This is a genomic window from Methylobacterium aquaticum, assembly GCF_001043915.1.
Classification (GTDB): domain Bacteria; phylum Pseudomonadota; class Alphaproteobacteria; order Rhizobiales; family Beijerinckiaceae; genus Methylobacterium; species Methylobacterium aquaticum.
In genome coordinates, this window is the sequence record NZ_LABX01000197.1 from 1 (window position 1) to 26,741 (window position 26,741).

The window sequence follows — 26,741 nt, forward strand, 5'->3', positions numbered from 1 at the left end:
GCGGGCGAAGCGGCGCAGGCGCCGCAGCGCCAGCCGGAGGGTGCGCGCGCCGAGTTCGGCCGAATCGTCCAGGTCCTTGAAGGTGCGCTGGTCCCAGACCTTCACGGCCCGGAAGTTGCGGTTGCCATCCTGGCCGATGCGGATGCCTTCCGGATTGTCGCCATACGCGCCGAAGGGCGAGGTGCCGCCCGTGCCGATCCATTTCGAGCCGCCCTGATGGCGCGCCTTCTGCTCGGCCAGCCGCTCCTTCAGGGTCTCGAACAACTTGTCCCAGCCGAGCGCCTGGATCTGCGCCCGCTCCTCCTCGGTGAGGTATTTTTCCGCCAGCTTGCGCAGCCATTCCTCGGGGATGGCTTGCGGCTCCACCGCCTCGCCGACCGTGACCACGCCCTTGAAGACGCGGCCGAACACCCGGTCGAACTTGTCGAGGTTGCGCTCGTCCTTCACCAGGGCGGTGCGGGCGAGGTAATAGAAATCCTCCACCCGCTGGTCGGCCAGGTCGCGGTCGAGGGCCTCGAGCAGGGTCAGGTACTCGCGCAGCGAGACCGGGACCTTGGCGGCACGCAGCTCGGTGAAGAAGGTCAGCAGCATGGCGCCGATCAACGCGCCGCGGCGCCGATCGGTCAAGCCCCTTCGGGCCGGACCGCCGGGGCCTGTCGCCGCGCCTCCGCGGCGAGGTTCCAGACGATGCCGCCGACGATCAGCCCGGCGCCCACGAACAGCCACGGATCGAGCGGCTCGCCGTAGAAGCGCCAGCCGAGCACCGCGATCAGCGGGATGCGCAGGAAATCGAGCGGCATGACCAGGATGGCGTCGCCGCGGCGATAGGCGCTGGTCAGGCACCAATGCGAGGTCAGGCCCACGGTGCAGAGGACCGCCAGCGCCAGCGCGTGGCGCCCCTCGAAGGCGTGAACCGGCACCGCCGGGACGAGCCGCCCGGCGACGAGGTTGAGCGGCAACTGGATCAGGTTCATCCAGAACAGGATCGACAGCACGCTCTCGGTTCGGGTCAGCGCCTTGGTGGCAACCGCCGTGAGCGCGAACATCAGCGCCGCGGCCAGTACCACCAGGCTCGCCGGCTGCAACGCGGCGACGCCGGGCCGCAGCACCACCAGCACGCCGAGGAAGCCGAGCGCCACCGCCGCGACCCGGCTCGCGGTGAGCCGCTCGCGCAGGATCAGCACGGCGAGCACGGTGACCCAGGCCGGGGTGGTGAATTCGAGGGCGAAGACCACGGCAAGCGGCAGGAGCGTGACGCCGTAGGACCAGGCGTAGTTGCCACCCCAATGGACGAGGTTGCGGGCGAGATGCAGCGTCAGGCGCCGCGGCGCGAGGGGCCGGCGGCGCAGAAGCGCCACCGTCCCGACGATCGCCACCCCGGCCGCCGCGCGGGCCGCCAGGATGTCGAACAGGCCCAGCGCCGGGGCCAGCTCGCGCACGGCGATGGCGGTGGCCGAGAACGACAGCAGGGCGCCGGCCATCCAGAGGACGACGGCGACGAGATCGGGGAGGGGTTTCACCGACGATCTGTTACGGCCAGCGCACCGTCGGCGGCATCGACGACAGGATCGACGCGACGTTGCCGCCGGTCTTCAGGCCGAAGATCGTGCCGCGGTCGTAGAGCAGGTTGAACTCGACGTAGCGGCCGCGGCGCACCTGCTGCTCGTGGCGGTCGGCCTCGGTCCAGGGGGTGGCGAGGTTGCGCCGCACGATTTCCGGATAGATGCTTAAGAACGCGGTCCCGACGTCGCGGGTGAGGGCGAGATCGGCGGCCGGATCGCCGGTCCAATGGTAGTCGTAGAAGATGCCGCCGATGCCGCGGGGCTCGTTGCGGTGCTTGAGGTGGAAATACTCGTCGCACCACGCCTTGTAGCAGGCATAATCGGCCGCCGGATGCTTGGCGCAGGCCGCCTCGAAGGCGGCGTGGAACGCGACCGTGTCGGGATCGTCTTGTGTGCGGCGGCGGTCGAGGACCGGGGTCAGGTCGGCCCCGCCGCCGAACCACGTCTTCGTCGTCACCACGAAGCGGGTGTTCATGTGCACGGTCGGCACGTGCGGGTTCCACGGATGGGCGATCAGCGAGATGCCGGTGGCGAAGAAGCGGGGATCCTCCGCCGCGCCCGGGATCTGGCCGCGGAATTCCGGCGCGAACTCGCCATGCACCGCCGAGACGTGGACGCCGCATTTCTCGAACACCCGGCCGCGCAGCATCGCCATGGTGCCGCCGCCGCCCGGCGCACCGGAATGATCCTGGCGCTCCCAGGGCGTGCGCTCGAACCGCCCGGGCCCGCCGGCCTCGGGGGCGAAGGGGCCTGTCGCCTCCTCCTCGATCTCTTCGAGGGCGGCGCAGATGCGGTCGCGCAGGGTGGAGAACCAGGCGGTCGCCTCGGTCTTGAGCGCGGCGATGTCGGGAGCGGCGTCGGTCATGCGTCTCTCATCCCATACCGGTGGGCCGGGGCCAAGGTGTCGGCAAGGCGTCAGAGGCTGCCGAGCTGGCGCAAACCCTCGCCCAGGATCATCCCGGCCGCTACCGCCACGTTGAGCGAGCGCATCCCCGCCTGCATCGGGATCGTCACCCGGGCATCGGCATCGGCATGGACCGCGTCCGGCACCCCGGCCGATTCGCGCCCGACCATCAGGCAGTCGCCGTCCCGGAAGGCATGCGCCGTGTAGGGCACCGATCCGGCGGTGGTGGCCAGCACCAGGCGGATCCCGGCCTCCCGGCGCCAGGCCTCGAACGATGCGTAGGAGCGATGGCGGGTGATCGCGACGTGGTCGAGATAGTCGAGGCCGGAACGGCGCAGGTGGCGGTCCGAGACGTCGAACCCCGCCGGCTCGATGATCTCGACGGCGACGCCGAGGCAGGCGGCCAGGCGCAGCATCGTGCCGGTGTTCTGCGGGATGTCGGGCTGGTAGAGGGCGAGGCGCAGCATGAGTCCGGGGGCATCCTGTCGAGGGGCCCGTCATACGCCGGTCGGCGGCCTGCGGCATCGCCCCCCGGTTGGCGCCGCGCCGACGCCGCATAGCTCAGGAGCCCGACACCCTCGGGAAGCCCGCATGTTCCTCGATTGGCTCGAGCGCCGCATCGATCCCTTCGCCCCCTTCGAGGAGGCCAGGCGCCCGCCCGGCACGGTGGCGGGCTTCGCCTGGTTCTACCTGCGGCCGGTGCGGGGCCCGCTGGCGATCCTGTTCGTGGTGGCGCTCGCCGCCGGCAGCGTCGAGGCGTCGCTCTACCTTCTGATGGGATGGTTCGTCGACATCCTGGCCAAGTCCGGCCCGGAGACCCTGTGGCGCGACCACGGCACCGGCCTGATGCTGGCCGCGAGCCTGATCCTGGTGGCGCGCCCGGTCCTATCCTGGCTGCACGAGGTGCTGTCGAATCAGTTCGTGGTGCCGCAGACCACCAGCCTGATCCGCTGGCGCACCCATCTCTACACCCTCGGCCACGCCCTCTCGTACTTCCAGGCCGATTTCGCCGGGCGGCTCGCCAACCGGGTGACGCAGGTCGGGGTGGCGGTGCGCGAACTCGCCATCGTGGTGATCGACACCCTGCTCTACGTGGCGATCTTCGCGGTCACGGCGGTGAGCCTGTTCGGCTCGATCAGCCCGTGGCTGATGCTGCCGGTGCTGGTGTGGATCGTCGCCTATGCGGGACTCACCGCCTATTTCGTGCCTCGCGCCCGGGCGCGCTCGCTCAAGGTCGCCGATACCCGTTCGGCCCTCGTCGGCCGCATCGTCGACAGCTACACCAACATCCTCACCGTCAAGCTGTTCGCCCGCGACCGCGAGGAGCGCTCCGCGGTGCAGGCCGCCACGACCGACCACACCGACGCCTACCTGCACTCGTTCCGGCTCATCACCGCGGTCACCGCCACGCTCTCGTTCCTCAACAGCACGCTGATCGTGGTGACCGCCGGGGTGGTGCTGGGCTTATGGTCGCGCGGGCAGATGACCACCGGCGAGGGGGCGGCGGGCCTCGCCCTGGTGCTGCGGCTGATCGCGATGTCGGGCTGGGTGATGCAGACCGTGCGCGGGCTGTTCGAGAATATCGGCGTGGTGCAGGAGAGCATGCAGACCATCGCTCTCCCGCACGCTCTCACCGACCGCCCGGGCGCCCGCGACCTCGCGGTGACGGGCGGCGAGGTGCGGTTCGAGGGCGTCAGCTTCCATTACGGTCGGGAAGAGGCCGGGATCATCGAGGACCTGACCTTGCGGATCGCGCCGGGCGAGAAGGTCGGCCTCGTCGGCCCGAGCGGGGCGGGCAAGACCACGCTGACCTCCCTGCTCCTGCGCCTGCACGACCTCGAAGGCGGGCGCATCCTGATCGACGGGCAGGACATCGCCGCGGTGACGCAGAACTCCTTGCGCCGGCAGATCGCCGTCGTGACGCAGGACACCTCGCTCCTCCACCGCTCGATCCGCGACAACATCGCGTATGGCCGCGAGGACGCGACCGACGCCGAGATCGTGGCGGCAGCGACGGCCGCTCACGCCGACGCCTTCATCCGCGGCCTCGCCGACCACAAGGGCCGGGGCGGCTACGATGCCCAGGTCGGCGAGCGCGGCGTCAAGCTGTCGGGCGGCCAGCGCCAGCGCATCGCCATCGCCCGGGTGATCCTGAAGGACGCGCCGGTCCTGATCCTCGACGAGGCGACCTCGGCCCTCGATTCGGAGGTCGAGGCGGCGATCCAGGGCTCCCTCGACCGGCTGATGCAGGGCAAGACGGTGCTTGCCATCGCCCACCGCCTCTCGACCATCGCCGCCCTCGATCGGCTGGTGGTGCTGGATCGCGGGCGGATCGTCGAGGAGGGGCGGCATGCCGACCTGGTCAAGGCCGGGGGGCTCTATGCGCGCCTGTGGGCGCGGCAATCCGGCGGGTTCCTGGGGAGCGAGGCGGAGCGGGCGGCGGCGGAGTAGCGCGGCGCCTAAGGCGCCACATAAGCAGCGGGTTCTCTCCTCTCCCCGCCCGCGGGGCGAGGAGGATGCGCGCGGCACGCGGGGACGACCCACCCATCCGAGCAGGAGGCGCGGCCCTACCGCGCGTTGTTGAACGGCTCGAACTTGGTCAAGCCGCGCATCAGCTGGCCGAGGAACGCCTGCTCGCCACCGCTGGTCGGCGTGGTGCGGGAGATGAAGTCGAACACCTTGCCGTCCTGCTCGCCGTACAGCGCCACGCGCTCGACCTTGAAGCCGGCATTGAAGTACACCGCCAGGACGCGCTGGTCCTTCGGGCGCTCGCCCATGAACATCACGCGGCGTTCGGTGTTCTGGCTGATGTAGTACCAGGACTTGTTGCCGACGGTCGAGACGGTGGTCGGGGTGCCGAGGAGCTGGAGCACCTGCTCGGCGCTGGCGCCGGGCTTGACCTGGGCGACGGCGGCATCGTCGATGATGTAGCCGTGCCGGAACTCTTCGCCGATCACGCAGCCCGCGGCCGACAGACCGATCAGGCCGGCCGCGGCGAGGCGGAGGAGCGACGGTGTGAAGCGGCGCGGCATCGGGACCTCGGAAGACGGTGCGGGACAGTGTGTCGGCCGGCCGGACGGCAGCCTTGCGCAAGAAGCGATCGTTGCCGTACCCCGGGGTTGTGGCGTTGGCAAGGCACGGCCAAGCTTCCGCAACGGATGGCCGGTCACGGATGGCACGCCCCGGCGGCACAGGGCGGTACGGGAGAGGCGAGACACCGCACGATGATCCGAAACCCCTTCCGCCGCGAGGATGCGCGGCGGCGCGCCATCGAGGCGTTGCAGATCCGCATCAATGCCGGGGCCCGGGTGCCGGCGCTCTACCTCGATCTCGGCGTGCCCGACACGGTGGAGGGCCGGTTCGAGGCCCTGTGCCTGCACGTGGTCCTGGTGCTGCGCCACCTGCGCCGGCTGCCCGCTCCGGCCGCGGACATCGCCCAGGACCTCGTCAATGCGGTGTTCGAGCAGCTCGATGCGTCCCTGCGCGAGCTGGGCGTCGGCGACATGGGGGTGTCGAAGCGGATGAAGAAGCTGGCCCAGGCGTTCTACGGCCGCGCGAGCGCCTACGATGCCGCCCTCGATGCCGGCGACCGTGGGGCGCTGGCGGCGGCGCTCGCCCGCAACGTGCTGGCCCGCGAGGAGCCCGCGGCGGCCGAGGGTCTCGCCGCTTATGTGGCGGCGGCCGATGCCGCCCTCGCCGCGACCGATCTCGATGCCCTGATGGCGACGGGCCCGGCCCTGCCGGATCCGGCGGGCTTTGCCGGTCCCCCGGCCTGACCCGGCCGGCGCGCAGGCTCCCCGGCCCTGGCGAGGGCCTTGCACGGGAGGGCGGCGCGACGCATCTCCAGACCATTCGGGCGCGAGGCTGCGGGAGCGCCCCGGCCGGGCGGCCGCGCCCGTCTGCGCGCATCCTGGTCCGCGACCACACAGCCTTGCCCCTACAGCCTCGCCCGGCACCCGCAGGATCCGAGAAGGAGCCCTTGATGACCCCCGACAGCGTCGGCCCGTTCTCCCGCCCGATCCTGGTCGAGCGCAGCCTGAAGACCGGCCAGCCCGTCACCGTCGAGGCGACCGAGGCGGAGTGCGCGGCGCTCGCCCGCGATTTCGGCCTGCCGGGGATCGCGCGGCTCACCGGCACCTTCCGGCTCTCGGGCTCCCTGCACCGGCTCCAGGTCACCGGCACCGTCGAGGCGGCCCTGACCCAGACCTGCATCGTCACCCTGGAGCCGTTCGAGGCTACCGTGACGGAGGAGGTCGACGTCGATTTCGCCGACCAGGACGCCTTCGCGGGCACCCCGGCGGAGGACGCCGACATTCCCGACCCGATCGTCAACGGCCGCATCGACCTCGGCAGCCTGGCCGCCGAGTTCCTGGCGCTCGGGCTCGATCCCTATCCGCGAAAGGACGGCGTCGACTTCGAGCCGCCCGCGGCGGAGGAGGGCCGGACCCCGTTCGCCGCCCTCCAGGGGCTCAGGGGCAAGGACGACGGGACGGACGGCTGACGACGGCCGGACGCCGCCGCGACGCGAAAGGTTTCAGAATTCGTTTGCGGCTTGGGCCCGGGTCGCTATTTTCCGCCGCGCCGCGGACCCCCTTGTTCGCGCGTTATCGGCGGATCCGAGAGGCTGTTCGACACCCCCATGTCCCAGAGAGTGTGCATCTCGCTCGACGCGATGGGCGGCGATCACGGCCCCTCGACGGTCGTGCCCGGTGCGGGGCTCGCCCGCGAGCGCCACCCCGAGACGACCTTCCTGATGTTCGGCGACGAGGCGGTGCTCACTCCCCTGGTCGCCGCCGAGCCGCGCCTGAAGGGTGCCGTCGAGATCCGCCACACCACCGTGTCGGTCGCCATGGACGAGAAGCCGAGCCAGGCGGTGCGCGCCGGCCGCGGCAAGTCGTCGATGTGGAAGGCGATCCAGGCAGTGCGCGACGGCGAGGCCGATGCCGCGGTGTCGGCCGGCAATACCGGCGCCCTGATGGCGATGTCGAAGATCTGCCTCAAGACGATGTCGCATATCGAGCGGCCGGCCATCGCCTGCCTGTGGCCGACCGTGCGCGGTGAGAGCGTGGTGCTCGATGTCGGTGCCACCATCGGCACCGATGCCAACCACCTCGTCGACATGGCGGTGATGGGCGCCGCCATGGCCCGCATCGTGTTCGACCTTGACCGGCCGACCGTGGGGCTGCTCAATGTCGGCACCGAGGAGATGAAGGGCAACGAGGCCGTCAAGGAGGCCGCCCGCCTGCTGCGCGAGGCCGACCTGCCGGGGCTCGCCTATCACGGCTTCGTCGAGGGCACCGATCTCGGCCGCGGCACCGTCGACGTGGTGGTGACGGAGGGCTTCACCGGCAACATCGCGCTCAAGACCGCCGAGGGAACGGCCAAGCAGATCGCCGCCTATCTCAAGGGCGCGATGGGCCGCACCCTGATGGCGAAGATCGGCTACCTGTTCGCCCGCGGCGCCTTCCGGGCCCTGCGCGAGAAGATGAACCCGAGCCGGGCCAATGGCGGCGTGTTCCTTGGTCTCGAGGGCATCGTCATCAAGAGCCATGGCGCCGCCGATGCCGAGGGCTTCGCCAGCGCCATCGATCTTGCCTACGACATGGCCCGTCACGACCTGATGCGGACGATCCGGGAACGCCTCGATGCGACGCCGGCCCAGGCTTCGGCATGAAGACCGCCTCGGCATGAAGACCGCTTCGGCGTAAGGGAGGACGCATCATGACCCGCCTTCGCTCGGTGGTGCGGGGCTGCGGCTCCTACCTGCCGCGGACCGTCGTCACCAACCACGATCTCGCCGCCCGGGTCGAGACCTCGGACGACTGGATCATCCAGCGCACCGGCATCCGCCAGCGCCACATCGCGGAACCCGACGAGACCACGTCGGTCCTGGGCGTCAGGGCAGCGCAGAACGCCTTGCGGAACGCCGGCATCGACGCCTCGACGATCGATCTCGTGGTCTGCGCGACCTCGACGCCGGACCACACGTTCCCGTCGACAGCGACCCAGATCCAGGCCGGGCTCGGCATCCAGGCCGGCGCCGCCTTCGACCTCCAGGCGGTCTGCGCCGGGTTCGTCTACGCGGTCGCCACCGCCGACAAGTTCCTGACCACGGGGGCCGCCAGCCGCGCCCTGGTGGTCGGCGCCGAGACCTTTTCGCGGCTGCTCGACTGGGAGGACCGCACCACCTGCGTGCTGTTCGGCGACGGCGCCGGCGCCTTGGTGCTGGAGGCCCAACCCGGCGAGGGCCATTCGGGCGACCGCGGCGTGCTGACGAGCCATCTCCGGGCCGATGGCCGCCACCGGGACAAGCTCTACGTCGATGGCGGGCCCGGCTCGACCGGCACCACCGGCAAGCTGCGCATGGTCGGCAAGGAAGTTTTCCGCTTCGCCGTCGGCTCGGTCACCGACGTGATTGCCCAAGCCTTCGACGCCACCGGCACCACCGCCGAGGACCTCGACTGGTTCGTGCCGCACCAGGCCAACCGGCGGATCATCGAAGCCTCGGCCGACAAACTCGGCATCGCCCGCGAGAAGGTGGTGCTGACGGTCGACCGCCACGGCAACACCTCGGCGGCGTCGATCCCGCTGGCGCTCGACGCGGCCTGCCAGGACGGCCGGATCAAGCGCGGCGACCTCGTGATGATCGAGGCGATCGGCGGTGGGTTCACCTGGGGCAGCGCGCTGATCCGCTGGTAGGCCGGCCGTGTCGACCGGTGGCGCGATTGGCCAAGGCTGCTGGCCCGATCGGCCGGCAAAGTGTCCGGGAACCCGCCCGACGCCCGGTTGACCCGGCGCCCATCGCCGATTAGCGTGCGCAATCATAGACATACGTTAGTTCGCGATTCAGCCGCCGGGGGAGCAGCACGATGGCAGGCAAGACGGTCACGCGGGCCGATCTGAGCGAGGCCGTCTACCAGCGGGTCGGCCTGTCGCGGACGGAATCCGCCGCCCTGGTGGAGACGGTGCTGTCGGAGATCTGCGGCTGCCTCGCCTCCGGCGAGACCGTGAAGCTCTCGTCCTTCGGCTCCTTCGTGGTGCGCGACAAGGGCAAGCGGGTCGGCCGCAACCCGAAGACCGGCGTCGAGGTGGCGATCGAGCCGCGCCGGGTGATGGTGTTCAAGCCGTCGAACGTGCTCAAGGCCCGGATCAACGGCGACGCGGCGCCGGATGACGACGAGGGGTGAGCCACCTCTGCGCCGAGGCACGGGCTGACGCAGGATCGGGCCGATGACCGGGACGCCGATCGAGGACGAGACCCCATCGGATCCCGGCGGGATCGATCCCCCCGGCCGGGCGCTTCTGCCCGAGAAGGGGGTCTTGCCCGAGAAAGAACCTGGCGCCTTCCGCACCATCGGCGAGGTCGCCGAGGATCTCGACCTGCCCCAGCACGTGCTGCGCTTCTGGGAGACGCGCTTCACCCAGGTCCGCCCGCTCAAGCGCGGCGGCAACCGGCGCTACTACCGCCCCGACGACGTCGATCTGCTCAAGGGCATCCGTCGCCTTCTCTATGGCCAGGGCTACACGATCCGCGGCGTCCAGCGGATCCTGCGCGAGCGTGGCATGCGCTTCGTCCAGGCGGTCGGCCGTGGCGAGCAGGTCGCCCCCGCCTTCGTCGAATCCGACCACGATCCGGAGCCCGAGACCGCCCCGCCGCCGCTGGGGCGGGCGGATCGGGCGAGTCTCACCGCCGTGCTGGACGAGTTGCGGGCGTGCCGGCGGCAGCTGGCCCGTCTCGCTCCGACACGGGAGGCAACGGACGGCTGATCGGGAGCGCACAGCAAAATTCGTGCCCGGCTGGAGAACCGCAGCCCCGGCCCCGCGTTACGCGGACATGGCCAGTCTCCGCCGCCACGCATCCCCGACCACAGAACTGATCGCCCGGCTGATGCGCGTCGTGCGGACCTGCCCCGAGGCGACGGCCGATGTGCTCGAACTGGTGCTGCTCGTGAGCCAGATCGAGGCGATCCCCGCGGTCGACCGCGACTACCGCGATGCCAGGCGGGTGATCGCGCGCCTGCGTCACCCGCTCTGGGACATGACGCCCGACCAGCGCGAGGTGCTGCGCAAGGCGGCCGACACCATCCGGGATGCCTGCCGCCTGCGCGAGAGCGACATCCCGGCCGATCCGATCGGCGATGCCGGCGAGCGGGTGCGGATCGAGCGCGGGCTCGCCGCGGCCCTTGCGGGCGAGCTCACGCCGGCCCAGATCGCCCGGGTGACCGGCGCGACCCTGGCGGTGCTTCAGGCCGCGGCCGGCGACGAGCCGGGGGAGGGGACGGAATGATCGGCGATTACCCGGTCGAGGGCCGGGGCTACTGGATCTGTCTCGGCGGGGTGGCTCTGCTCGGGCTGTTCAACCTCTTCCTGATGCTGGTCCTGCACTGAGGGATCGGATTGCGGAAACCCGCATCCCGGCCCTCGACGGCGGGGAACGCGCTCCCCACATGCGGCCGGCATCCCCTCGGAGAGCTTGAGAGCGACATGACCAGCCCCTTCCGCCCGACCCTGGCGCTCGCCGTCCTGATGGCCGCCGGGCCCGTGCTGGCCGCCGGCCCTGCTTTCGCGCAGGCCGCCAAGGTGCGCGAGCATACCGTCGCCTCCGGCAAGCAGGTCCGGCTCGTGATGGTGCCGAACCTGAAGAAGGATTGCTCGCTCGGGCCGCAGCCCGAGCTGAAGGTGACGGGCGCTCCCAAGAACGGCGCCCTGGTCCAGCGCGCCGGCAAGGTGAAGACCCCCGCCACCTATCGCTGCCCGAACGTCGAGGCCAATGTCCAGGCCTTGTTCTACGAGAGCAAGGCCGGCTTCACCGGCAACGACGAGGTGACGGTCGAGATCAAGGGCACCGACGGCGCCGTGAGCACCCAGACCATCAAGCTGACGGTCGGCGCTGCGGGCACCAAGGAAGGCCCGAAGGACGGCGCCAAGGACGGCGCGAAGAAGGACACGACCGACCTCTGACGGCGACCCGGGTCAGGGTCTGACGCCGGATCCGAAACGAAGCGGGAACACCGGTCCCCTGACCGGCGTTCCCCTTGCGTCCCGTGGAGCAGACGAGGGTGCTCCGAGGGGGTGTGGAAAAACCGGAACAGGCGTGTCCTTTACGGCACAGAGCCGGTGGGACGCCGGCTTTCGCCTTGGCGGGCCTGCAACTTTCCCGGCCGAGCCGGGATGCGCCCGGGTCGAAACCGGCCTGCATACAGGCTTCCGGCCGCTTCCGCATCCCTCCCGGCGCTGCCGCGCTGCGACAAACATGGGGATATCGATTGCATCCGAGGCGGGACAGGATGATCCTGGCGATGTCGTGAGGGTCCGGAATGCCAATGCCGTCAGCGAGCGACCTCTTTCAAACTTTCGCGCGCAGCTACGAGTCCCGCCGGGACGCGGAGCTGTCCCTGTCCGAGTATCTCGAAGCCTGCCGTGACAACCCCCTGATGTATGCGAGTGCGCCGGAGCGCATTCTCGACGCCATCGGGCAGCCCGAGTTCATCGACACGGCGCGGGATTCGCGTCTGGGCCGGATCTTCATGAACCGGACCATCCGCATCTACCCCGCCTTCTCCGAGTTTTACGGCATGGAGGAGACGATCGAGCGCATCGTCTCGTTCTTCCGTCATGCCGCGCAAGGTCTGGAGGAGCGCAAGCAGATCCTCTACCTGCTCGGGCCGGTGGGCGGCGGCAAGTCGTCCCTCGCCGAGCGGCTCAAGGCTCTGATGGAGGTGCACCCGATCTACGTGCTCAAGGCCGGCAACGAGATGAGCCCGGTCTTCGAGAGTCCGCTGGTGCTGTTCGACCCCGAGACGATGGGGCCGATGATCGAGGAGCGCTACGGCGTGCCGCGGCGGCGCCTCACCGGTCTGATGAGCCCCTGGTGCCTCAAGCGCCTCGACGAGTTCGGCGGCGACATCTCGAAGTTCAAGGTCGTCAAGGTCAACCCGTCGCGCCTGCGCCAGATCGGAATCGCCAAGACCGAGCCGGGCGACGAGAACAACCAGGACATCTCGTCGCTGGTCGGCAAGGTCGACATCCGCAAGCTCGAGACCCTGAGCCAGGCCGATCCCGACGCCTATTCGTATTCGGGCGGCCTCAACCGGGCGAACCAGGGCATTCTCGAATTCGTCGAGATGTTCAAGGCGCCGATCAAGATGCTGCATCCCCTGCTCACCGCGACGCAGGAGGGCAACTACGTCGGCACCGAGAATATCGGGGCGATCCCGTTCACCGGCGTCATCCTCGCCCACTCGAACGAGGCCGAGTGGCAGAGCTTCAAGACCAACAAGAACAACGAAGCCTTCATCGACCGCATCTACGTCATCAAGGTGCCGTACTGCCTGCGGGTGACCGAGGAGCAGCGGATCTACGAGAAGCTGGTGTCGGGCTCCGAGCTGGCCAACGCCCGCTGCGCCCCCGGCACTCTGGAGATGCTGGCTCGCTTCTCGGTGCTCTCGCGCCTGCGCGAGCATGCGAACTCGAACGTCTTCTCCAAGATGCGGGTCTATGACGGCGAATCCTTGCGCGAGGTCGATCCCCGCGCCCGCTCGATGCAGGAATACAAGGACACCGCCGGCGTCGACGAGGGCATGGACGGGATCTCGACCCGCTTCGCCTTCAAGGTGATGGCCGCCACCTTCAACCACGACACCACCGAGGTCTCGGCCGACCCGGTCCACCTGATGTACGTGCTCGAACAGGCCCTGCGCCGCGAGCAGCTGCCGCCCGAGACCGAGAAGCGCTACCTCGAATTCATCAAGGGCGAACTGGCGCCGCGCTACGCCGAGTTCATCGGCCACGAGATCCAGAAAGCCTATCTGGAATCGTACCATGATTACGGCCAGAACCTGTTCGACCGCTACATCGACTATGCCGACGCCTGGATCGAGGACCAGGACTTCAAGGACCCGGAGACCGGGCAGCTGCTCAACCGCGAGCTCTTGAACCAGGAGCTGACCAAGATCGAGAAGCCGGCGGGCATCGCCAACCCGAAGGATTTTCGCAACGAGGTGGTGAAGTTCGCCCTGCGCTCGCGGGCCCAGCATGGCGGGCGCAACCCGTCCTGGACCTCCTACGAGAAGATCCGCGAGGTGATCGAGCGGCGGATGTTCAGCCAGGTCGAGGAACTCTTGCCGGTGATCTCCTTCGGCTCGAAGAAGGACAGCGAGACCGAGAAGAAGCACGGCGAGTTCGTCGAGCGGATGAAGGACCGCGGCTATACCGAGCGCCAGGTCCGGCGCCTGGTCGAGTGGTACATGCGCGTCAAGCAGGCGGGCTGACCCCGCCAACGCAACCATCGCGGCCCGCGGACGCTGTCTTTCCGCGGGCCACCCCGGAGGGGAGCGGTGGCGGGGACTGTCCCCGATACGGTATGGTGGCGTGATCGGAGAGCGCGAAGCGGATGCACATCATCGATCGACGCCTCAATCCCGGCGGCAAGAGCCTGGCGAACCGGCAGCGCTTCCTGCGTCGGGTCCGTGACGTGGCTCAGCGCGCCGTGCGCGAGGCGGCCCGGGAGAAGGACATCAAGGATCTCGGCAAGGACGGCAACGTCACCGTTCCGGTCGACGGCGTGCGGGAGCCGAAATTCACCCGCAACCCCTCGACCGGGATCCAGGACCACATTCTGCCCGGCAACAAGACCTATATCGAGGGCGACCGGATCGAGCGCCCGCCGGGCGGCGGCGGCGGACGGGGCGGCAGCGGGGAGGCCGGCGATGGCGGCCAGGACAGCGAGGATTCGTTCCGCTTCGTCCTGACCCGCGAGGAGTTCCTGGAACTCTTCCTCGAAGACCTCGAACTGCCCGATCTCGCCAAGCGCCGCCTCGCCGTGGTCGAGACCGCGACGCTGCGCCGCGCTGGCTACACGGTCTCGGGCTCGCCCGCGAACCTCTCCATCGGCCGGACCCTGCGCAACTCGCTGTCGCGGCGCATCGCTCTCAAGCGCCCGAAGGCGCCCGAGATGGAGGCGCTGGAGGAGGAGATCCGGGCGCTGGAGGAGAGCGATCCCGACGCGGCGATCCTCGACGAGCTGAAGGCGGAACTGGCGCGCCTGCGCACCCGGTCGCAGCGGATCCCTTATGTCGATCCGATCGACCTGCGCTACCGGCGCTTCGAGCCCTATCCGCGCCCGGTGGCCCAGGCGGTGATGTTCTGCCTGATGGACGTTTCGGGCTCGATGACCGAGCACATGAAGGACCTCGCCAAGCGGTTCTACATCCTGCTCCACATCTTCCTGACCCGGCGCTACAAGCACGTCGAGATCGTCTTCATCCGCCATACCGACCACGCCAAGGAGGTCGACGAGGAGACGTTCTTCGGCTCGCGCGAGACCGGCGGCACGCTGGTCTCCTCGGCCCTCGTCGAGATGAAGCGGATCATCGCCGAGCGCTACAGCCCGGAAGACTGGAACATCTACGCCGCGCAAGCCTCGGACGGCGACAACGTGTCGAGCGACGGCGCCACCTCGCAGGATCTCCTGCGCACGGCGATCCTGCCGGCCTGCCAGTATTTCGCCTATCTGGAAGTCGGCGACGAGGGCGGGCCGCGGGCCGGCTTCGTCGAGCACCGGACCACGCTCTGGCGCACCTACGAGCCGGTCTCGAAGACCAACTCGGTGCTGGCCATGCGCAAGGTCAACCACCGCCGCGACATCTACCCGGTCTTCCGCGAATTGTTCTCCCGCAAGGCCGGCCAGGAGGCCGCGGCGCCCTGAACGCCGCCGCGCCGTGAGGCCGGCGCGGCCTCCCGCACAGGGCCGCGTCCGATTGAAGACGATCCGCATCCCGCCGGGGGATGCCCCCCAGAGCACCGGGAGGTTCGACGCCCGATGAGTTCCGCCACCTTCGGCACCCGGCCCGCCGGCCCGGCCGTGATCGCCAAGAATGCCCCGCTCTTCACCGGCAACGACTGGGACTTCGACACGATCCGGCGCATCCACGACGCCTGCGAGGCGATCGCCGGGCCGGAACTGGGCCTGAGCTGGTATCCGAACCAGATCGAGATCATCACCGCCGAGCAGATGCTGGACGCCTATGCGTCGATCGGCATGCCTCTGTTCTACAAGCACTGGTCGTTCGGCAAGCACTTCGCCCAGCACGAGGCCGGCTATCGTCGCGGCCTGATGGGCCTGGCTTACGAGATCGTGATCAATTCCGACCCGTGCATCTCCTACATCATGGAGGAGAACACGGCGACGATGCAGACGCTGGTCATCGCCCACGCCGCCTTTGGCCACAATCATTTCTTCAAGAACAACTACCTGTTCCGGCAGTGGACGGATGCGGAGGGCATCCTCGACTATCTGGATTTCGCCAAGACCTTCATCACGCGGTGCGAGGAGCGCTACGGCCACAACGCGGTCGAGGCGGTGCTGGACGCCGCCCATGCCCTGATGAACCAGGGCGTGCACCGCTACCCGCGCAAGAAGCGACCCGACCTCTCCTCCGAGCAGCGCCGCGAGCGCGAGCGCCAGGAGCATCAGGAGAGGATGTACAACGACCTCTGGCGCACCCTGCCGGCCAAGACCCAGACCGGCAAGCATGACCCGCAGGCCGAGCGGCGCCGGGCCCTGCTGGAACTGCCGCAGGAGAACATCCTCTACTTCCTGGAGAAGGCGGCGCCGCGGCTGCAACCCTGGCAGCGCGAGATCCTGCGCATCGTCCGCCACGTGGCGCAGTATTTCTATCCGCAGCGCCAGACCAAGGTGATGAACGAGGGCTGCGCCACCTACAACCATTACCGGATCATGACCCGCCTGTCCGAGACGGGGCAGATCAACGAGGCGGCCTACCTCGAATTCCTGCAATCGCACACCAACGTCATCCGCCAGCCGACCTATGACGACCGGCATTACGGCGGGCACAACCCCTATGCCATCGGCTTTGCCATGATGACGGACATCGCCCGCATCTGCACCGAGCCGACCGACGAGGACCGGGCCTGGTTCCCCGACATCGCCGGCAGCGGCGACGCGATGGAGGTGTTGCGCGACGTCTGGGCCAATTATCGCGACGAGAGCTTCATCGCGCAGTTCCTCAGCCCGAAGCTGATGCGCCAGCTCCGGCTCTTCCACGTCACCGACGATCCCGACAAGCCGGAATTGCGCGTCGAGGCGATCCACGACGAGCGCGGCTACCGGCGCCTGCGCCGGGCCTTCGCGCGGCAATACGATGTCGCCTGGCTCGACCCGGACATCGAGGTGATCGATGTCGACCTCGAGGGCGACCGCAAGCTGATCCTGCACCACAAGGTGCTCAACCGCGTCCTGCTCAACAAGGACGACGCGATGCGGGTGCTCCAGCACCTCGCCGACCTGTGGGGCTACGACGTGGTGATGAAGGAGGTCGATACCGTCACCGGCGCCGTGCTCAAGGAGCACACCGCCAGCGCACGGCCGACCTTCTTCTGATCAGCTCTCCCGGGCCTGCTCGCGCACGGTCCGGGCCGCCTCGGCGCCGTAGCGGGCGATCAGGCCCGGCAAAGCCTCGGCCTCGGTCTCGGCGCCTTTTGCCGTGAGATCGGCCCGCAGCCGGTCGGCCAGCGCCTCATCGGCCGTCCGGCCGGCCGGGAGCGGTTCCGCGCCCGCCTCGATCAGGCGCTTCTTGTAGACCTCCGCCGCACTGCCGGCGAGGTTCAGGCGCTCGCACATCCAGGCGGCCAGCATCTTGTTGCGCCGGGCGAGCGCCAGGAAGCGCAGCTCCTCGTCGAGGGCGAACAGCGCCTCCGCGGCCCTTTCCCGTTCGTCGAACAGCGTGGTCATCGGGTGATCTCCGCGGTGTCTCGCCCCCGCCCTGGACGTGGCGTCGCCCGCCCGCGGCAACCAGGGCCGCGCCGATCACAAAGCCGGTGATCGCCCAAGGAACGAAGCGGGGACGCGGGGAGTTGCCCGGGGACATTGGTACTCCATGGGGGCATATGATGGCCGACGACAAAAATCTCCGGGCGCTCTTCCTGCACCAGCTCAAGGACACCTACTTCGCCGAGAATGCGATCCTGAAGGCGCTGCCGAAGATGGCGCAAGCCGCTCGCTCGGATGAATTGCGGGGCGCGTTCAGCGTCCATGTCGCGGAGACCCGCGAGCAGGTGAAGCGCCTCGACCAGGTTTTTCGGATCATCGGCGAGAAGCCCGAGGGCGTCACCTGCCAGGCGATCCAGGGCATCATCGCCGAGGGCGAGGAGGTGATGCAGGAGTTTTCCGGTAGCGAGGCGCTCGATGCCGGCCTGATCGCCGCCGCGCAAGCCGTGGAGCATTACGAGATCACCCGCTACGGCACCCTGCTGGCCTGGGCCAAGCAATTGGGGCTCGGTGAGGCCGAGAGCCTGATCAAGGAGACGCTGGTCGAGGAGGAGAACACCGACGAACTCCTGTCCGAGCTTGCCGAGGAGGCGGTCAACCCAGCGGCCGCCTAAGATCGACGGCCCAGGATGCTGACGCATCGGGCGGTTGACCAGTCTCGAATTGTCGATGTCAAGCCCAGATGTCCGGGATTTCGGGCTTGGCGAACAGTCGCGAACGGTACCAACGGTCGTTGAAAACGACCGTTGGTATAACCCGCCAGGCCCCCGCGCGTTCTCCGATGGGAGGTGTGCCATGCCGGAGATCGCCGGGATCCTCGAGACGGTCCTGTATGTCGACGACCTCGCCCGGGCGGCCGCGTTCTGGGGCGGGCCGATGGGCCTGCCCTGCCTGCACGAGGACCATCGGATGCGGGCCTACGACGTTGCCGGGCGCGGCGTCCTGCTGCTGTTTCCCCGTGGCGGCTCGCTGCACCCGGTACCGACGCCCGGCGGCACCATCCCGCCCCATGACGGATCGGGCCCGCTGCACCTCGCCCTGTCGATCCCGGCCGAGGCACTGGAGGCGTGGGAGCGGCACGTGACGGCGCACGGCATCGCCATCGAGGGCCGCACCACCTGGCCGCGCGGCGGCGTCAGCCTGTATTTCCGCGACCCCGACGGTCACCTGATCGAGCTGGCGACGCCGGGATTGTGGCAGGGTTATTGACCCGCCCTCACGCCACCCAGTGCTGCCCGTCATAGGCGAACCGCTCCGGCTGGCAGGCCAGCGCCGAGAGGCCGGCCAGCGCCGGATCGGCGATGGTGATGACGCAGGTCGGGATCTTGCGCATCCGGTCGGAGAAGGGCGGCTTGTGCTCGAAGGCGCGCCGGAACGTGCCCTCGTTCAGCACGTCGAGGATCCGGGGCGCGATCCCCCCGCCGATATAGACCCCGCCGGTCGCCAGGAAGGTGAGGGCGAGATCGCCGCAGAGCCGTCCGAGCAGCTTGGAGAACACCCGCAAGGTGCGCTGCGCCGCCTGGTCCTCGCCCGACATCCCGCGCTCGGTGATGTCCTTCGCCTCCCTCTCGCCGCCGCCGAGGCCGGCATGGAGCCGGGCGAGGCCGGGGCCGGAGAGAAGCGATTCGACGGTGATGCGGCCCTCGATCCGGGCGAGATCCGGCCAGAACGCGGCCTCCTCCGCATCGCTCGGTCCGAAATCGGTGTGGCCGGCCTCGGTTGAGACGATGGCGAGTTGCTTGCCGTAGGGAACGAGGCCGGCAGCGCCGAAGCCGGTGCCGGGGCCGAGCACCAGGCGAGCGCCGCCATCGGGGCAGAGGACCGGGCCGATCTGTTCGAGGATCGAGCGATCGCGCCCGGCCGGGTCGAGATCGGCGGCGCCGGCCGCCACCGGCACGTAATCGTTGACGATCCGGCAGCTCGCGAGGCCGAAATCACGGCCGATCCGCGCGCCCTCGATCACCCAATGGGCGTTGGTGAGATGCACCGCCGGCCCATCGACCCGGGCGGCCACCGCCAGGATGGCGGAGCGGGGCGGGGCGGCCCTGCTGTGAGCCAGCGCGGCGCGGATCGCCGCGCTCGGATCGGGATAGGCCGCGGTCTTCTCGTGGGCGAGCACCACCGGCGCAGCCCCCGGCGTCTCGTGCACGGCGAAGCGCGCATTGGTGCCACCGATATCGCCGAACAGGACCGGGAACTCGACCATGGCCGCCGCTTCGCCTCCGGAGCACGCAAGAGGTCCGGTTATAGCGCCGCGGCGGCTCCGGTCGACAGGCTCATTCCCCTTCCATCCGGCCGACTTGCTTCATCGCCCGCTTCAGGGCCAGCAGTCGGCGGTCGCGATCGCGGAACAGCTCGGCCGGGTCGCGCCCGCCCCAGTCGAAGAAACCTTTCCCCGCCATCACGCCGGTGCGTCCCCGGGCCACGAGGTCGTCGACCGCCTCCGAGCGGGTGCGCGCCGGGGGCGGGCTGTAGCTGGCATTGGCGAGCGCGTGGCGCAGCAACTCGATGCCGGTGAAATCCGCCTTGGCGAGATGGCCGAGGATCGGGATGCGCAAGGCGAGGCCGTGGATGATGGCATCGTCGATCTCGCGGGCCGAGGCCACGCCCTCGTCGAGGAGATGATAGACCTCGGCCGAGATCGCCGACTGGATCCGGTTGGCGACGTAGCCCGGGATGAATCGCTTGAGCACGATCGGCACCTGGCCGAGGCCGTGCACCAGCTGGCGCGCCTCCTCGATCACGCCCGGGTCGGTCTGCGGCCCCGGCACGACGTCGACGAGATCGACGATGTAGGGCGGGGTGTACCAGTGCATCACCAGGGCGTGACGCTGCCGGCCCTCGGGGATCAGCGGGAAGACGTCGAGGTAGCTGGTGTTGCTGGCGATCCGGGTCTCGGGGGCGCAGAGCCGGTCGAGTTCGGCGAAGGCCGCGCGCTTGGCCTCCGGATTCTCGGTGATCGCCTCGATGACGAGGCTCGCACCCGAGACCGTCGCGGCGAGGTCGGGTTCGAGACGGATCGCCTGCGCCGCGCGCTCGGGCGTCCCGTCATCCGCGACGGCGCCGGCCTCCCGCAGGGTGTCGAGGGCCGAGGCGATCAGGCCCGGTACCTGCTCCAGGGTCTCCGCCCGGCTGTCGGTCAGACGCACCCGGTGCCCGCCCAGCGCCAGCACCAGGGCGATGCCGTGCCCCATCAGACCGGCTCCGATGACCGCGATCTCGCTCATGCTGTCCTCCCGTATCGTTTGGATTGTGGTGCCTTGATCCGCGTCATTGCGACGAAGAAACGACCTGGCGCCGATCATCAGCGGCAATCGGCGTGACCACCCCGCGGCACCTCAGGATGAGGCGGCGCAGGGGACCGGCGCGCCGAGGCGTGTCGCACCGGCCGCCACGGTCCCCGCCGCGCGATGTCCCCACCGCTCTCCCGATCTTCACACCGTAGCGATCGGCGTCGTCGGCGAGCCGACCGCGCCCGGAAGCCGCAGGGGCGGTGCCGTCAGGAGGAAGCGGGAGCGGCCGTTCGCCCGCAGCCAGGTGGCGAGCGGGGTCAGGTGCCACAACTCGCCGAGGTTGACCCCGAGCCGGAACAGGCAATGCTCGTGCAGCGGCAGGGTGGCGCAGCAGCCGTCGCCCGGCAACGCCGGATGGACCTCGACGGCGTAATTGTCGGCGATGAGGGCGGCGAGCCCCGAATCGGTGATCCAGTTCAGGAGCTTGCGGTCACGTCCGTCGAGGCCGGCGCAGAGGTCGTGGACGATCGCCGGATCGGGATTGCGGTTCATGCCGAGCAGCCGTTCGGCAAAGCCCGTATGCAGGCAGACCATGTCGCCGGGCTCGACCACGACGCCGTCGGCGTCGAGGATGCGGCGCAGCCGGTCGTAGCCCAAAGCCACCCGCGCGTCGCCGCAATGGGCGTGGAGGTCGATCATCACGCCGCGGCCCTGCATGCCGCGCTCGGCCAGGCGCTCGATGCCGAGCGCCTGGGCGCGGGAGGGGGCGCCCGCCTCCTCCGGCGTCGCCGGGCCGGTGATGTCCGAGCCCGCCCGGAAGCCGTTGTAATAGACCGGGCGCGGGGTGCCGTCGCCCTCGACGTCGAACAGCGAGCCGACATGGGCGAGGCTGTCCCATTGCGTCGAGTATTGCAGATGCAGCACCGCGAGGTCGTCGCTGATGACGTCGGTGGCGTCCGGCACCTCCTCGCAGACCAGGAAATTCATGTTCGGCCGGCCGCTCGCCCGCACCGTCGGGCGGATCTGCGGCGGGTGGCGGCGGGGGTTCAGCACGTTGCCGCCCGGCACGTCGAGGGGCAGGCTGAGGCAGAAGGTCAGGCCCTCCCGCACCTCGGCCGCGCCCTGGCGCACCTTCTCGGGGGTCAGGAGGTTGAGCCGGCCCAGTTCGTCGTCGGGGCCAAAATCGCCCCAGGTCGAGCCTTCCGGTCGGCGGCGCCAGCGCAGGGTCATTTCTTCACCAGGGGACAGCGGGAGGCGGAGAGCGGCTGGAACGCCTGCTCGCCCGGAATCGTCGCGACGAGCGTGTACAGGTCCCACGGTCCCTTCGACTCGTCCGGCGTCTTGACCCGGAACAGGTACATGTCGTGGATCATGCGCCCGTCCTCGCGGATCCGCCCGCCGCGGGCGTAGAAGTCGTCCACCGGCATCTCCCGCATCGCCGCCATCACCGCCTGCGTCTCGTCGGTGCCGGCCCGCTCGACCGCCTTCAGGTAGTGCATCACCGTCGAGTACACGCCGGCCTGGGACATGTTCGGCATCTTGCCGACACGCGCGAAGTAGCGTTTCGACCAGGCCCGCGTCTCGTCGTTGAGGTCCCAGTAGAAGCCCTCCGTGAGGAGCATCCCCTGCGTCGCCTTCAGGCCCAGGCCGTGCACGTCGCTGATATAGACCAGCAGCCCGGCGAGCGTCTGGCCGCCCCCGGTCAGGCCGAACTCGGCGGCCTGCTTGATCGCGTTGGTGGTGTCGGCGCCCGCATTGGCGAGCCCCACCACCTTGGCGCCCGAGCCTTGCGCCTGGAGCAGGAAGGACGAGAAGTCGGCGGTGTTGAGCGGCGCCCGCACGGAGCCGAGCACCTTGCCCCCGTTGGCCTTCACCACCGCGCTCGCATCGCGCTCGAGATCCTGGCCGAAGGCGTAGTCGGCGGTGACGAAGAACCACGAATCGCCCCCCGCCGTCACGGTGGCCTGCGCGGTGGACTTGGCGAGCGCGTAGGTGTCGTAGGCCCAGTGGACCGAGACCGGGGAGCAGGCTTCGTTGGTGAGCCGCACGGCGCCGGGGCCGTTGAACACGATCACCTTGTTCTTCGCTTTGGCGATGTCGACGGCGGCGAGCGCGGTGGCGGAGGCCGCGACGTCCAGGATCGCGTCGACGCCGCCGGTATCGAACCAGGCCCGGGCGGTGGCCGCCGCGATGTCCGGTTTGTTCTGGTGGTCGGCGACCACGACCTCGACGGGGGCGCCCAGGACCTTGCCGCCGACATCCTCCACCGCCATGCGGGCCGCTGCGGCGCTGCCGGGCCCGGTCACGTCGGCATAGAGCCCCGACATGTCGAGCAGGAAGCCGAGGCGGATCACCCCGTCGGAGATCCTTGGGGGCCTGGAGACCGTCCCGGCCGTCTGTTGGGAATGGGCGGCCGGCGCCGGCTGCGCGCAGGCAGCCCCCTGCCACGCGATGCAAGGCAATACCGCGGCCAGAGCCGCCGCCAGAAGCGTTGTCCTCACCCGGTCCGTCCTTCGTCGAAGACGTTCGTTCGTGCGGTACGCCGTCGAGGGCGCCCGGGTGCATGGTCCGGACAAGGGAGGCCGGTTGTCAACCGTCGCCGGAGCGGAGCGGCGCTGAAAAAAGCGGTATGGCTCCGCTCGGCCGCGTCAGGCCGCCGGCCCGGCGCCGTCCGCGGCCCCCAGCCAGGGCTGGGCGTTCACCATCCCGACCCGCCATCCCGCCCCGTCCCGACCGGCATAATGGTCGAGGCGGGTGAGCGAGCAATTCTCGATCGCGAAGGCGAGGCCGCCCTGCGGTTCGAGGTTCAGCGCGAGCGCGAGCGCCGCCCGAATCGTGCCGCCATGAGCCACCGCCACGATGTCGCGGCCGCGATGCTCCGCGGTGAGTTCGTCGATCGCGGTGTTCACCCGCGCGCACAGCTCGGCAAAACTCTCGCCGCCCGGCGGGCGCTCGTCGGCGGGGGCGAACCAGTAGCTCGCGGCCGCGGGCTGGCGCTCGGCGAAGAAGCGCGTCCGGTCCTGGCCCTGCCACGCGCCGAGATTCTGCTCGGCCAGGGCGGGCAGGGCGGTCAGGCGCGGCCCGGTGCCGTCCACCGTGAAGTCGCCGGCCTGCCACAGGGCCTCGGCGGTCTGGCGGGTGCGGCCGAGATGGCTCGCGACCCAGACCGCGCCGCGGGGCAGGACCGGGGCGAGGCCGGCAAAGACGTGGGCGTCGCCGCAATCGCAGGCGATGTCGCTGCCGCCATAGATGCGGCCGCCATCGCCCCGGACGGGGGCGTGACGCACCCACCACCAGCGGGTGCGGACGAAGGAGGAGGGGGTCGAAGCGCTCATGCGCCGTCATAGCGCGAATTGCCAGGCCGGCGAACTCTCCCCATAGGTGCGCCTCCCGAGACGGAGCGGACGCATGGGCGAGGCGGAGACCATGGACGAGGCGCAGACCAGCATGATCTACGGGGCGGACATTCCCTTCGCCCGGCTCTGCGGCATCGAGGCGCTGGAGGTCGTCGAGGGGCGCACGCGCCTGCGCCTGGAACTGGGGCCGCAGCACGGCAACAACCTCGGCATCGCCCATGGCGGCATCCTCTGCACCCTCCTCGACATCGCCATGGGCACGGTGGCCCGGCTCACTGCCGGCCGCCCGGTGGTGACCCTGGACATGCAGACGCGCTTCCTCTCGCCGGGCCACGGCGTGCTCCTCGCCGAGGGGCGGGTGACCCGGGCCGGCCAGTCGATCCTGTTCTGCGACGCGGAGATCCGCGACGCGGCCGGCCGGGTGGTGGCGACCGCCACCGGCGTGTTCAAGCCGGTCGGCGCCAAGGCTTGAGGCGTCGGCGACGGTTTCCGGCGTGGTGCGGGTTCCCGCCGCGGCCCGGTGAGCCATTTCGGCAGGGGCATGGTCAGCCTCGCGCCGGAAAGGCCCCGATGACGATTTCCCTCAGCTCCCGCGCCGGTCCCGGCAGCGTGATCGAGACCGATGTCTCGGCCCGGCTCGACCGGCTGCCCTGGGGCCGGTTCCACACCCTGGTGGTGCTGGCGCTCGGCATCACCTGGGTGCTCGACGGCCTCGAAGTGACGCTCGCGGGCGCGCTCGCCGGCGCGCTGAAGGCGAGCCCGACGTTGCGATTCTCCAATGCCGAGATCGGGCTCGCCACGTCGAGCTATCTCGCCGGGGCGGTGCTGGGGGCGGTGGGCTTCGGCTGGCTCACCGACCGGCTCGGTCGGAAGAAACTCTTCTTCATCACGCTGGCGGTGTATCTCGCGGCCACCGCCGCCACCGGCCTGTCCTGGAACCTGTGGAGCTTCTGCCTCTTCCGCTTCCTCACCGGGGCCGGCATCGGCGGCGAGTACACGGCGATCAACTCCACCATCCAGGAGCTGATCCCGGCCCGCGCCCGCGGCTGGACCGACCTCGTCATCAACGGCAGCTTCTGGCTCGGCGCGGTGCTCGGCGCCGGCACCTCGCTCGTCGTGCTCGATCCCTCCCTGTTCGGGCCGGATACCGGCTGGCGCGTCGCCTTTGGCCTCGGCGCCGTCCTCGGGCTCGTCATCCTGTTCCTGCGGACCTGGATCCCCGAGAGCCCGCGCTGGCTGATGACCCATGGGCGGCACGAGGAGGCCGAGGCCCTGGTCGCCGGGATCGAGGCGCGCTTCCGCCAGGACGGGCACGTCCTCGCCGAGGGCCCGTTCCCGAAGGCGCGGCTGCGCCAGCGCAGCCACACGCCGCTCTCCGAGGTTCTGTCCGCGCTCAAGACCTACCGGCAGCGGGCCTGGGTCGGCCTGGCGCTGATGTCGGCGCAGGCGTTCTTCTACAACGCGATCTTCTTCACCTACGCGCTGATCCTGATCGACTTCTACAAGGTCCCGACGGACGGGGTCGGCTGGTACATCCTGCCGTTCGCCGCCGGCAACTTCTTCGGGCCGGTGCTGCTCGGCCGGCTGTTCGACACGGTCGGCCGCAAGCCGATGATCGCCATCACCTACGGGCTCTCCGGCGTGCTGCTCGCCGCGAGCGGATGGGCGTTCCAGCAGGAGCTGGTCACCGCAACGACCCTGACCCTGTGCTGGATGGCGGTGTTCTTCTTCGCCTCCGCGGCGGCCAGCTCGGCCTATCTCACGGTGAGCGAGGTGTTTCCCCTGGAGATCCGGGCGCTCGCCATCGCGCTGTTCTACGCGGTCGGCACCTCGGTCGGGGCGGTCGGGCCGGCCCTGTTCGGCGTGCTGATCGAGGGCCATTCCCGCACCGCCATCTTCGGCGGCTACCTGCTGGCTTCGGTGCTGATGATCGCCGCCGGGGTGGTGGCGGGGATCTGGGGCGTGGCGGCGGAGCGCAAGTCGCTCGAGGACGTGGCGAAGCCGTTGGCGGCGGCGGACTGAGACGCACCAATCGTCGAGAACGATTGGTCGGTCCGTCATCGTGATTCGGCCTCGCCGCGGGTCTTGACACCGGACCGTCGAGACGGAGGCCGTGGGCCCGATGCCTCCCGCATCCTGTGCCCGCGGTGGAACGCGCCACAGGCCGGCCTTCGGACCTTGTGCGGCCTGCGACGGCCGCGCCCGCTACACGAGACGATCGATCAGCCGCCCGAGGCCCGCCGCACGATCATGTGCGGAGACCGTCGGGCGGGAGCCGACATCGTCCGGGGCGGACTCCGCGCCGCGCACGGTCGGCTGCGTGCTGCGATCGACCGGCCCGGTTGTGCCGGAGCGGGCGCTCGGATCGACCGACTTCTTCGCCTTCTCGACGTCGGTACAGTTCCAGCACGGGTAGCCGTTGACCGTGACCGGGCTCGCGTAGTTCGCTCCGACTGCCGCGCTCATGACACCGTCACCCCTCGGCTCCGATCTGCCCTAAGGGCAGGTCTCGGACGCGACCAACGCTCGCCAACGCACCGGGTATACATCCGAATCTTTCTTGATTCGTTTGCGCGGCCGGTGAACGGAGCGTTGTCGTCCGGCGGACGGATGCGGTGATCGCCAGGCTGCGATGGCCGTTCGCCGCGCTATGCCAACGCGGCATCGACCCCCTCCCAGATCGCCCCAACCACCTCGCCCGCCGGCACCGCCCGGGCCAGCCCCGCCGCCTGCCCGGCCCAGACCTGCATCCGGCCGAGGTCGCCGTCCTTCACCGCCGCCTCGCGCAGACCCTGCGTCAGGCCGCGCTGGACCGGGTAGGGAGCGGGAGCAGGAGCATCCGGGCCAGCGGCCGCCGCCACGTACTCCGTGGCGAGGCTGCGGCCGGCGCGGCCGCTG

General features: G+C 69.9%; 28 protein-coding genes and 1 pseudogene. 16 read left to right on the top strand and 13 right to left on the bottom strand.

Translation table 11 applies throughout. From position 1 onward, the window contains the following. From VP06_RS23810 to VP06_RS23825, 4 genes and pseudogenes are all read right to left on the bottom strand, one after another. Positions 1-591 (bottom strand): annotated as a pseudogene (locus tag VP06_RS23810) (VWA domain-containing protein); the annotation flags it as partial. Positions 592-623: 32 nt separating this feature from the next. Next, the gene (locus VP06_RS23815) at positions 624-1,520 is read right to left on the bottom strand and encodes a DMT family transporter (protein ID WP_053082008.1); all 897 of its coding nucleotides are present in this window, start codon (positions 1,518-1,520) and stop codon (positions 624-626) included. 10 nt (positions 1,521-1,530) lie between these two features. After that, positions 1,531-2,427, bottom strand: coding sequence for an oxygen-dependent coproporphyrinogen oxidase (gene hemF, locus VP06_RS23820; RefSeq protein ID WP_048466285.1), 897 nt, complete (start codon positions 2,425-2,427; stop codon positions 1,531-1,533). 50 nt (positions 2,428-2,477) lie between these two features. Beyond that, positions 2,478-2,933, bottom strand: coding sequence for a tRNA (cytidine(34)-2'-O)-methyltransferase (locus VP06_RS23825; protein WP_048466286.1), 456 nt, complete (start codon positions 2,931-2,933; stop codon positions 2,478-2,480). A 124-nt stretch (positions 2,934-3,057) separates the two neighbouring features. Between VP06_RS23825 and VP06_RS23830 the strand changes: the two genes are divergently transcribed. After that, on the top strand, positions 3,058-4,917 hold the full coding sequence (locus VP06_RS23830; RefSeq protein WP_048466287.1) for an ABC transporter ATP-binding protein: 1,860 nt from the start codon (positions 3,058-3,060) through the stop codon (positions 4,915-4,917). 116 nt (positions 4,918-5,033) lie between these two features. Here the strand turns inward: VP06_RS23830 and VP06_RS23835 are convergent, their stop codons facing one another. Then, positions 5,034-5,498: an outer membrane protein assembly factor BamE gene (locus VP06_RS23835; protein WP_048466288.1), complete on the bottom strand. Its 465-nt coding sequence runs from the start codon at positions 5,496-5,498 to the stop codon at positions 5,034-5,036. A gap of 192 nt (positions 5,499-5,690) precedes the next feature. On the opposite strand from VP06_RS23835, the gene VP06_RS23840 reads away from it, so the two are divergent. From VP06_RS23840 to VP06_RS23890, 11 genes are all read left to right on the top strand, one after another. Continuing rightward, a complete protein-coding gene (locus tag VP06_RS23840; RefSeq protein ID WP_048466289.1) occupies positions 5,691-6,242 on the top strand; it encodes a ubiquinol-cytochrome C chaperone family protein in 552 nt (183 codons plus the stop codon). A gap of 206 nt (positions 6,243-6,448) precedes the next feature. Then, complete coding sequence (locus VP06_RS23845; protein WP_048466290.1) at positions 6,449-6,967, top strand: YceD family protein; 519 nt, start codon at positions 6,449-6,451, stop codon at positions 6,965-6,967. Between the two features lie 138 nt (positions 6,968-7,105). Then, a complete protein-coding gene (gene plsX, locus VP06_RS23850; RefSeq protein ID WP_048466291.1) occupies positions 7,106-8,140 on the top strand; it encodes a phosphate acyltransferase PlsX in 1,035 nt (344 codons plus the stop codon). A 47-nt stretch (positions 8,141-8,187) separates the two neighbouring features. After that, positions 8,188-9,165, top strand: a complete 978-nt coding sequence (locus VP06_RS23855; RefSeq protein WP_048466292.1) for a beta-ketoacyl-ACP synthase III — start codon at positions 8,188-8,190, stop codon at positions 9,163-9,165. A gap of 170 nt (positions 9,166-9,335) precedes the next feature. Next, entirely contained in the window at positions 9,336-9,653 is a 318-nt protein-coding gene (locus VP06_RS23860; RefSeq protein ID WP_048466293.1) for an integration host factor subunit alpha, read from the top strand. 43 nt (positions 9,654-9,696) lie between these two features. After that, a complete protein-coding gene (locus VP06_RS23865; RefSeq protein ID WP_082167589.1) occupies positions 9,697-10,233 on the top strand; it encodes a MerR family transcriptional regulator in 537 nt (178 codons plus the stop codon). 67 nt (positions 10,234-10,300) lie between these two features. Further along, positions 10,301-10,753, top strand: a complete 453-nt coding sequence (locus VP06_RS23870) for a hypothetical protein (RefSeq protein WP_048466294.1) — start codon at positions 10,301-10,303, stop codon at positions 10,751-10,753. Positions 10,754-10,950: 197 nt separating this feature from the next. Beyond that, a complete protein-coding gene (locus VP06_RS23875) occupies positions 10,951-11,427 on the top strand; it encodes a hypothetical protein (protein WP_048466295.1) in 477 nt (158 codons plus the stop codon). A 356-nt stretch (positions 11,428-11,783) separates the two neighbouring features. After that, complete coding sequence (locus tag VP06_RS23880) at positions 11,784-13,736, top strand: PrkA family serine protein kinase (RefSeq protein WP_048466296.1); 1,953 nt, start codon at positions 11,784-11,786, stop codon at positions 13,734-13,736. A gap of 122 nt (positions 13,737-13,858) precedes the next feature. Next, positions 13,859-15,172 (top strand): YeaH/YhbH family protein, encoded by a 1,314-nt coding sequence (locus VP06_RS23885; RefSeq protein ID WP_048466297.1) that lies wholly within the window; start codon positions 13,859-13,861, stop codon positions 15,170-15,172. A 114-nt stretch (positions 15,173-15,286) separates the two neighbouring features. Then, positions 15,287-16,867 carry a SpoVR family protein gene (locus tag VP06_RS23890; RefSeq protein WP_048466298.1) on the top strand — a complete coding sequence of 527 codons (1,581 nt, stop codon included), beginning with the start codon at positions 15,287-15,289 and terminating at the stop codon, positions 16,865-16,867. Here the strand turns inward: VP06_RS23890 and VP06_RS23895 are convergent, their stop codons facing one another. Continuing rightward, positions 16,868-17,218 carry a DUF1476 domain-containing protein gene (locus tag VP06_RS23895; RefSeq protein ID WP_048466299.1) on the bottom strand — a complete coding sequence of 117 codons (351 nt, stop codon included), beginning with the start codon at positions 17,216-17,218 and terminating at the stop codon, positions 16,868-16,870. A gap of 158 nt (positions 17,219-17,376) precedes the next feature. Between VP06_RS23895 and VP06_RS23900 the strand changes: the two genes are divergently transcribed. After that, entirely contained in the window at positions 17,377-17,868 is a 492-nt protein-coding gene (locus tag VP06_RS23900) for a YciE/YciF ferroxidase family protein (protein WP_425350942.1), read from the top strand. Between the two features lie 181 nt (positions 17,869-18,049). Then, positions 18,050-18,463, top strand: a complete 414-nt coding sequence (locus tag VP06_RS23905) for a VOC family protein (protein WP_048466301.1) — start codon at positions 18,050-18,052, stop codon at positions 18,461-18,463. Positions 18,464-18,470: 7 nt separating this feature from the next. On the opposite strand, the gene VP06_RS23910 is transcribed toward VP06_RS23905, so the two are convergent. The 5 genes from VP06_RS23910 to VP06_RS23930 all read right to left on the bottom strand — a co-directional run bounded on the left by VP06_RS23910 (position 18,471) and on the right by VP06_RS23930 (position 23,822). Next, complete coding sequence (locus VP06_RS23910; RefSeq protein WP_048466302.1) at positions 18,471-19,460, bottom strand: glucokinase; 990 nt, start codon at positions 19,458-19,460, stop codon at positions 18,471-18,473. A gap of 70 nt (positions 19,461-19,530) precedes the next feature. Next, positions 19,531-20,481 carry a 3-hydroxyacyl-CoA dehydrogenase family protein gene (locus VP06_RS23915; protein ID WP_048466303.1) on the bottom strand — a complete coding sequence of 317 codons (951 nt, stop codon included), beginning with the start codon at positions 20,479-20,481 and terminating at the stop codon, positions 19,531-19,533. A 207-nt stretch (positions 20,482-20,688) separates the two neighbouring features. Continuing rightward, positions 20,689-21,717 (bottom strand): cyclase family protein, encoded by a 1,029-nt coding sequence (locus VP06_RS23920; RefSeq protein WP_048466304.1) that lies wholly within the window; start codon positions 21,715-21,717, stop codon positions 20,689-20,691. Continuing rightward, positions 21,714-22,988 (bottom strand): ABC transporter substrate-binding protein, encoded by a 1,275-nt coding sequence (locus VP06_RS23925; protein ID WP_048466305.1) that lies wholly within the window; start codon positions 22,986-22,988, stop codon positions 21,714-21,716. Before VP06_RS23925 ends, VP06_RS23920 begins: the two co-directional genes overlap by 4 nt. A gap of 147 nt (positions 22,989-23,135) precedes the next feature. Next, positions 23,136-23,822 (bottom strand): histidine phosphatase family protein, encoded by a 687-nt coding sequence (locus VP06_RS23930; protein WP_048466306.1) that lies wholly within the window; start codon positions 23,820-23,822, stop codon positions 23,136-23,138. A gap of 73 nt (positions 23,823-23,895) precedes the next feature. Between VP06_RS23930 and VP06_RS23935 the strand changes: the two genes are divergently transcribed. Both VP06_RS23935 and VP06_RS23940 read left to right on the top strand, forming a co-directional pair. Continuing rightward, positions 23,896-24,315 (top strand): PaaI family thioesterase, encoded by a 420-nt coding sequence (locus VP06_RS23935; protein WP_425350943.1) that lies wholly within the window; start codon positions 23,896-23,898, stop codon positions 24,313-24,315. Positions 24,316-24,413: 98 nt separating this feature from the next. Continuing rightward, positions 24,414-25,865: an MFS transporter gene (locus VP06_RS23940; protein WP_048466307.1), complete on the top strand. Its 1,452-nt coding sequence runs from the start codon at positions 24,414-24,416 to the stop codon at positions 25,863-25,865. Positions 25,866-26,048: 183 nt separating this feature from the next. Here the strand turns inward: VP06_RS23940 and VP06_RS23945 are convergent, their stop codons facing one another. Both VP06_RS23945 and VP06_RS23950 read right to left on the bottom strand, forming a co-directional pair. Next, positions 26,049-26,309, bottom strand: a complete 261-nt coding sequence (locus VP06_RS23945; protein WP_048466308.1) for a hypothetical protein — start codon at positions 26,307-26,309, stop codon at positions 26,049-26,051. Positions 26,310-26,491: 182 nt separating this feature from the next. Then, a partial coding sequence (locus tag VP06_RS23950; protein WP_048466309.1) for a nitronate monooxygenase occupies positions 26,492-26,741 on the bottom strand: 250 nt, incomplete at its 5' end.

Bases quoted from the DNA above. Each gene is read 5' to 3' on its own strand.
- VP06_RS23885 (WP_048466297.1), top strand. From the start codon at position 13,859: ATGCACATCATCGATCGACGCCTCAATCCCGGCGGCAAGAGCCTGGCG.
- VP06_RS23940 (WP_048466307.1), top strand. From the start codon at position 24,414: ATGACGATTTCCCTCAGCTCCCGCGCCGGTCCCGGCAGCGTGATCGAG.
- VP06_RS23840 (WP_048466289.1), top strand. From the start codon at position 5,691: ATGATCCGAAACCCCTTCCGCCGCGAGGATGCGCGGCGGCGCGCCATC.
- VP06_RS23945 (WP_048466308.1), bottom strand. From the start codon at position 26,309: ATGAGCGCGGCAGTCGGAGCGAACTACGCGAGCCCGGTCACGGTCAAC.
- VP06_RS23890 (WP_048466298.1), top strand. From the start codon at position 15,287: ATGAGTTCCGCCACCTTCGGCACCCGGCCCGCCGGCCCGGCCGTGATC.
- VP06_RS23860 (WP_048466293.1), top strand. From the start codon at position 9,336: ATGGCAGGCAAGACGGTCACGCGGGCCGATCTGAGCGAGGCCGTCTAC.
- VP06_RS23920 (WP_048466304.1), bottom strand. From the start codon at position 21,717: ATGACCCTGCGCTGGCGCCGCCGACCGGAAGGCTCGACCTGGGGCGAT.
- VP06_RS23910 (WP_048466302.1), bottom strand. From the start codon at position 19,460: ATGGTCGAGTTCCCGGTCCTGTTCGGCGATATCGGTGGCACCAATGCG.
- VP06_RS23855 (WP_048466292.1), top strand. From the start codon at position 8,188: ATGACCCGCCTTCGCTCGGTGGTGCGGGGCTGCGGCTCCTACCTGCCG.
- VP06_RS23895 (WP_048466299.1), bottom strand. From the start codon at position 17,218: ATGACCACGCTGTTCGACGAACGGGAAAGGGCCGCGGAGGCGCTGTTC.
- VP06_RS23870 (WP_048466294.1), top strand. From the start codon at position 10,301: ATGGCCAGTCTCCGCCGCCACGCATCCCCGACCACAGAACTGATCGCC.
- plsX (WP_048466291.1), top strand. From the start codon at position 7,106: ATGTCCCAGAGAGTGTGCATCTCGCTCGACGCGATGGGCGGCGATCAC.
- VP06_RS23835 (WP_048466288.1), bottom strand. From the start codon at position 5,498: ATGCCGCGCCGCTTCACACCGTCGCTCCTCCGCCTCGCCGCGGCCGGC.
- VP06_RS23875 (WP_048466295.1), top strand. From the start codon at position 10,951: ATGACCAGCCCCTTCCGCCCGACCCTGGCGCTCGCCGTCCTGATGGCC.
- VP06_RS23865 (WP_082167589.1), top strand. From the start codon at position 9,697: ATGACCGGGACGCCGATCGAGGACGAGACCCCATCGGATCCCGGCGGG.
- VP06_RS23825 (WP_048466286.1), bottom strand. From the start codon at position 2,933: ATGCTGCGCCTCGCCCTCTACCAGCCCGACATCCCGCAGAACACCGGC.
- VP06_RS23935 (WP_425350943.1), top strand. From the start codon at position 23,896: ATGGGCGAGGCGGAGACCATGGACGAGGCGCAGACCAGCATGATCTAC.
- VP06_RS23830 (WP_048466287.1), top strand. From the start codon at position 3,058: ATGTTCCTCGATTGGCTCGAGCGCCGCATCGATCCCTTCGCCCCCTTC.
- VP06_RS23900 (WP_425350942.1), top strand. From the start codon at position 17,377: ATGGCCGACGACAAAAATCTCCGGGCGCTCTTCCTGCACCAGCTCAAG.
- VP06_RS23845 (WP_048466290.1), top strand. From the start codon at position 6,449: ATGACCCCCGACAGCGTCGGCCCGTTCTCCCGCCCGATCCTGGTCGAG.
- VP06_RS23915 (WP_048466303.1), bottom strand. From the start codon at position 20,481: ATGAGCGAGATCGCGGTCATCGGAGCCGGTCTGATGGGGCACGGCATC.
- VP06_RS23930 (WP_048466306.1), bottom strand. From the start codon at position 23,822: ATGAGCGCTTCGACCCCCTCCTCCTTCGTCCGCACCCGCTGGTGGTGG.
- hemF (WP_048466285.1), bottom strand. From the start codon at position 2,427: ATGACCGACGCCGCTCCCGACATCGCCGCGCTCAAGACCGAGGCGACC.
- VP06_RS23880 (WP_048466296.1), top strand. From the start codon at position 11,784: ATGCCAATGCCGTCAGCGAGCGACCTCTTTCAAACTTTCGCGCGCAGC.
- VP06_RS23905 (WP_048466301.1), top strand. From the start codon at position 18,050: ATGCCGGAGATCGCCGGGATCCTCGAGACGGTCCTGTATGTCGACGAC.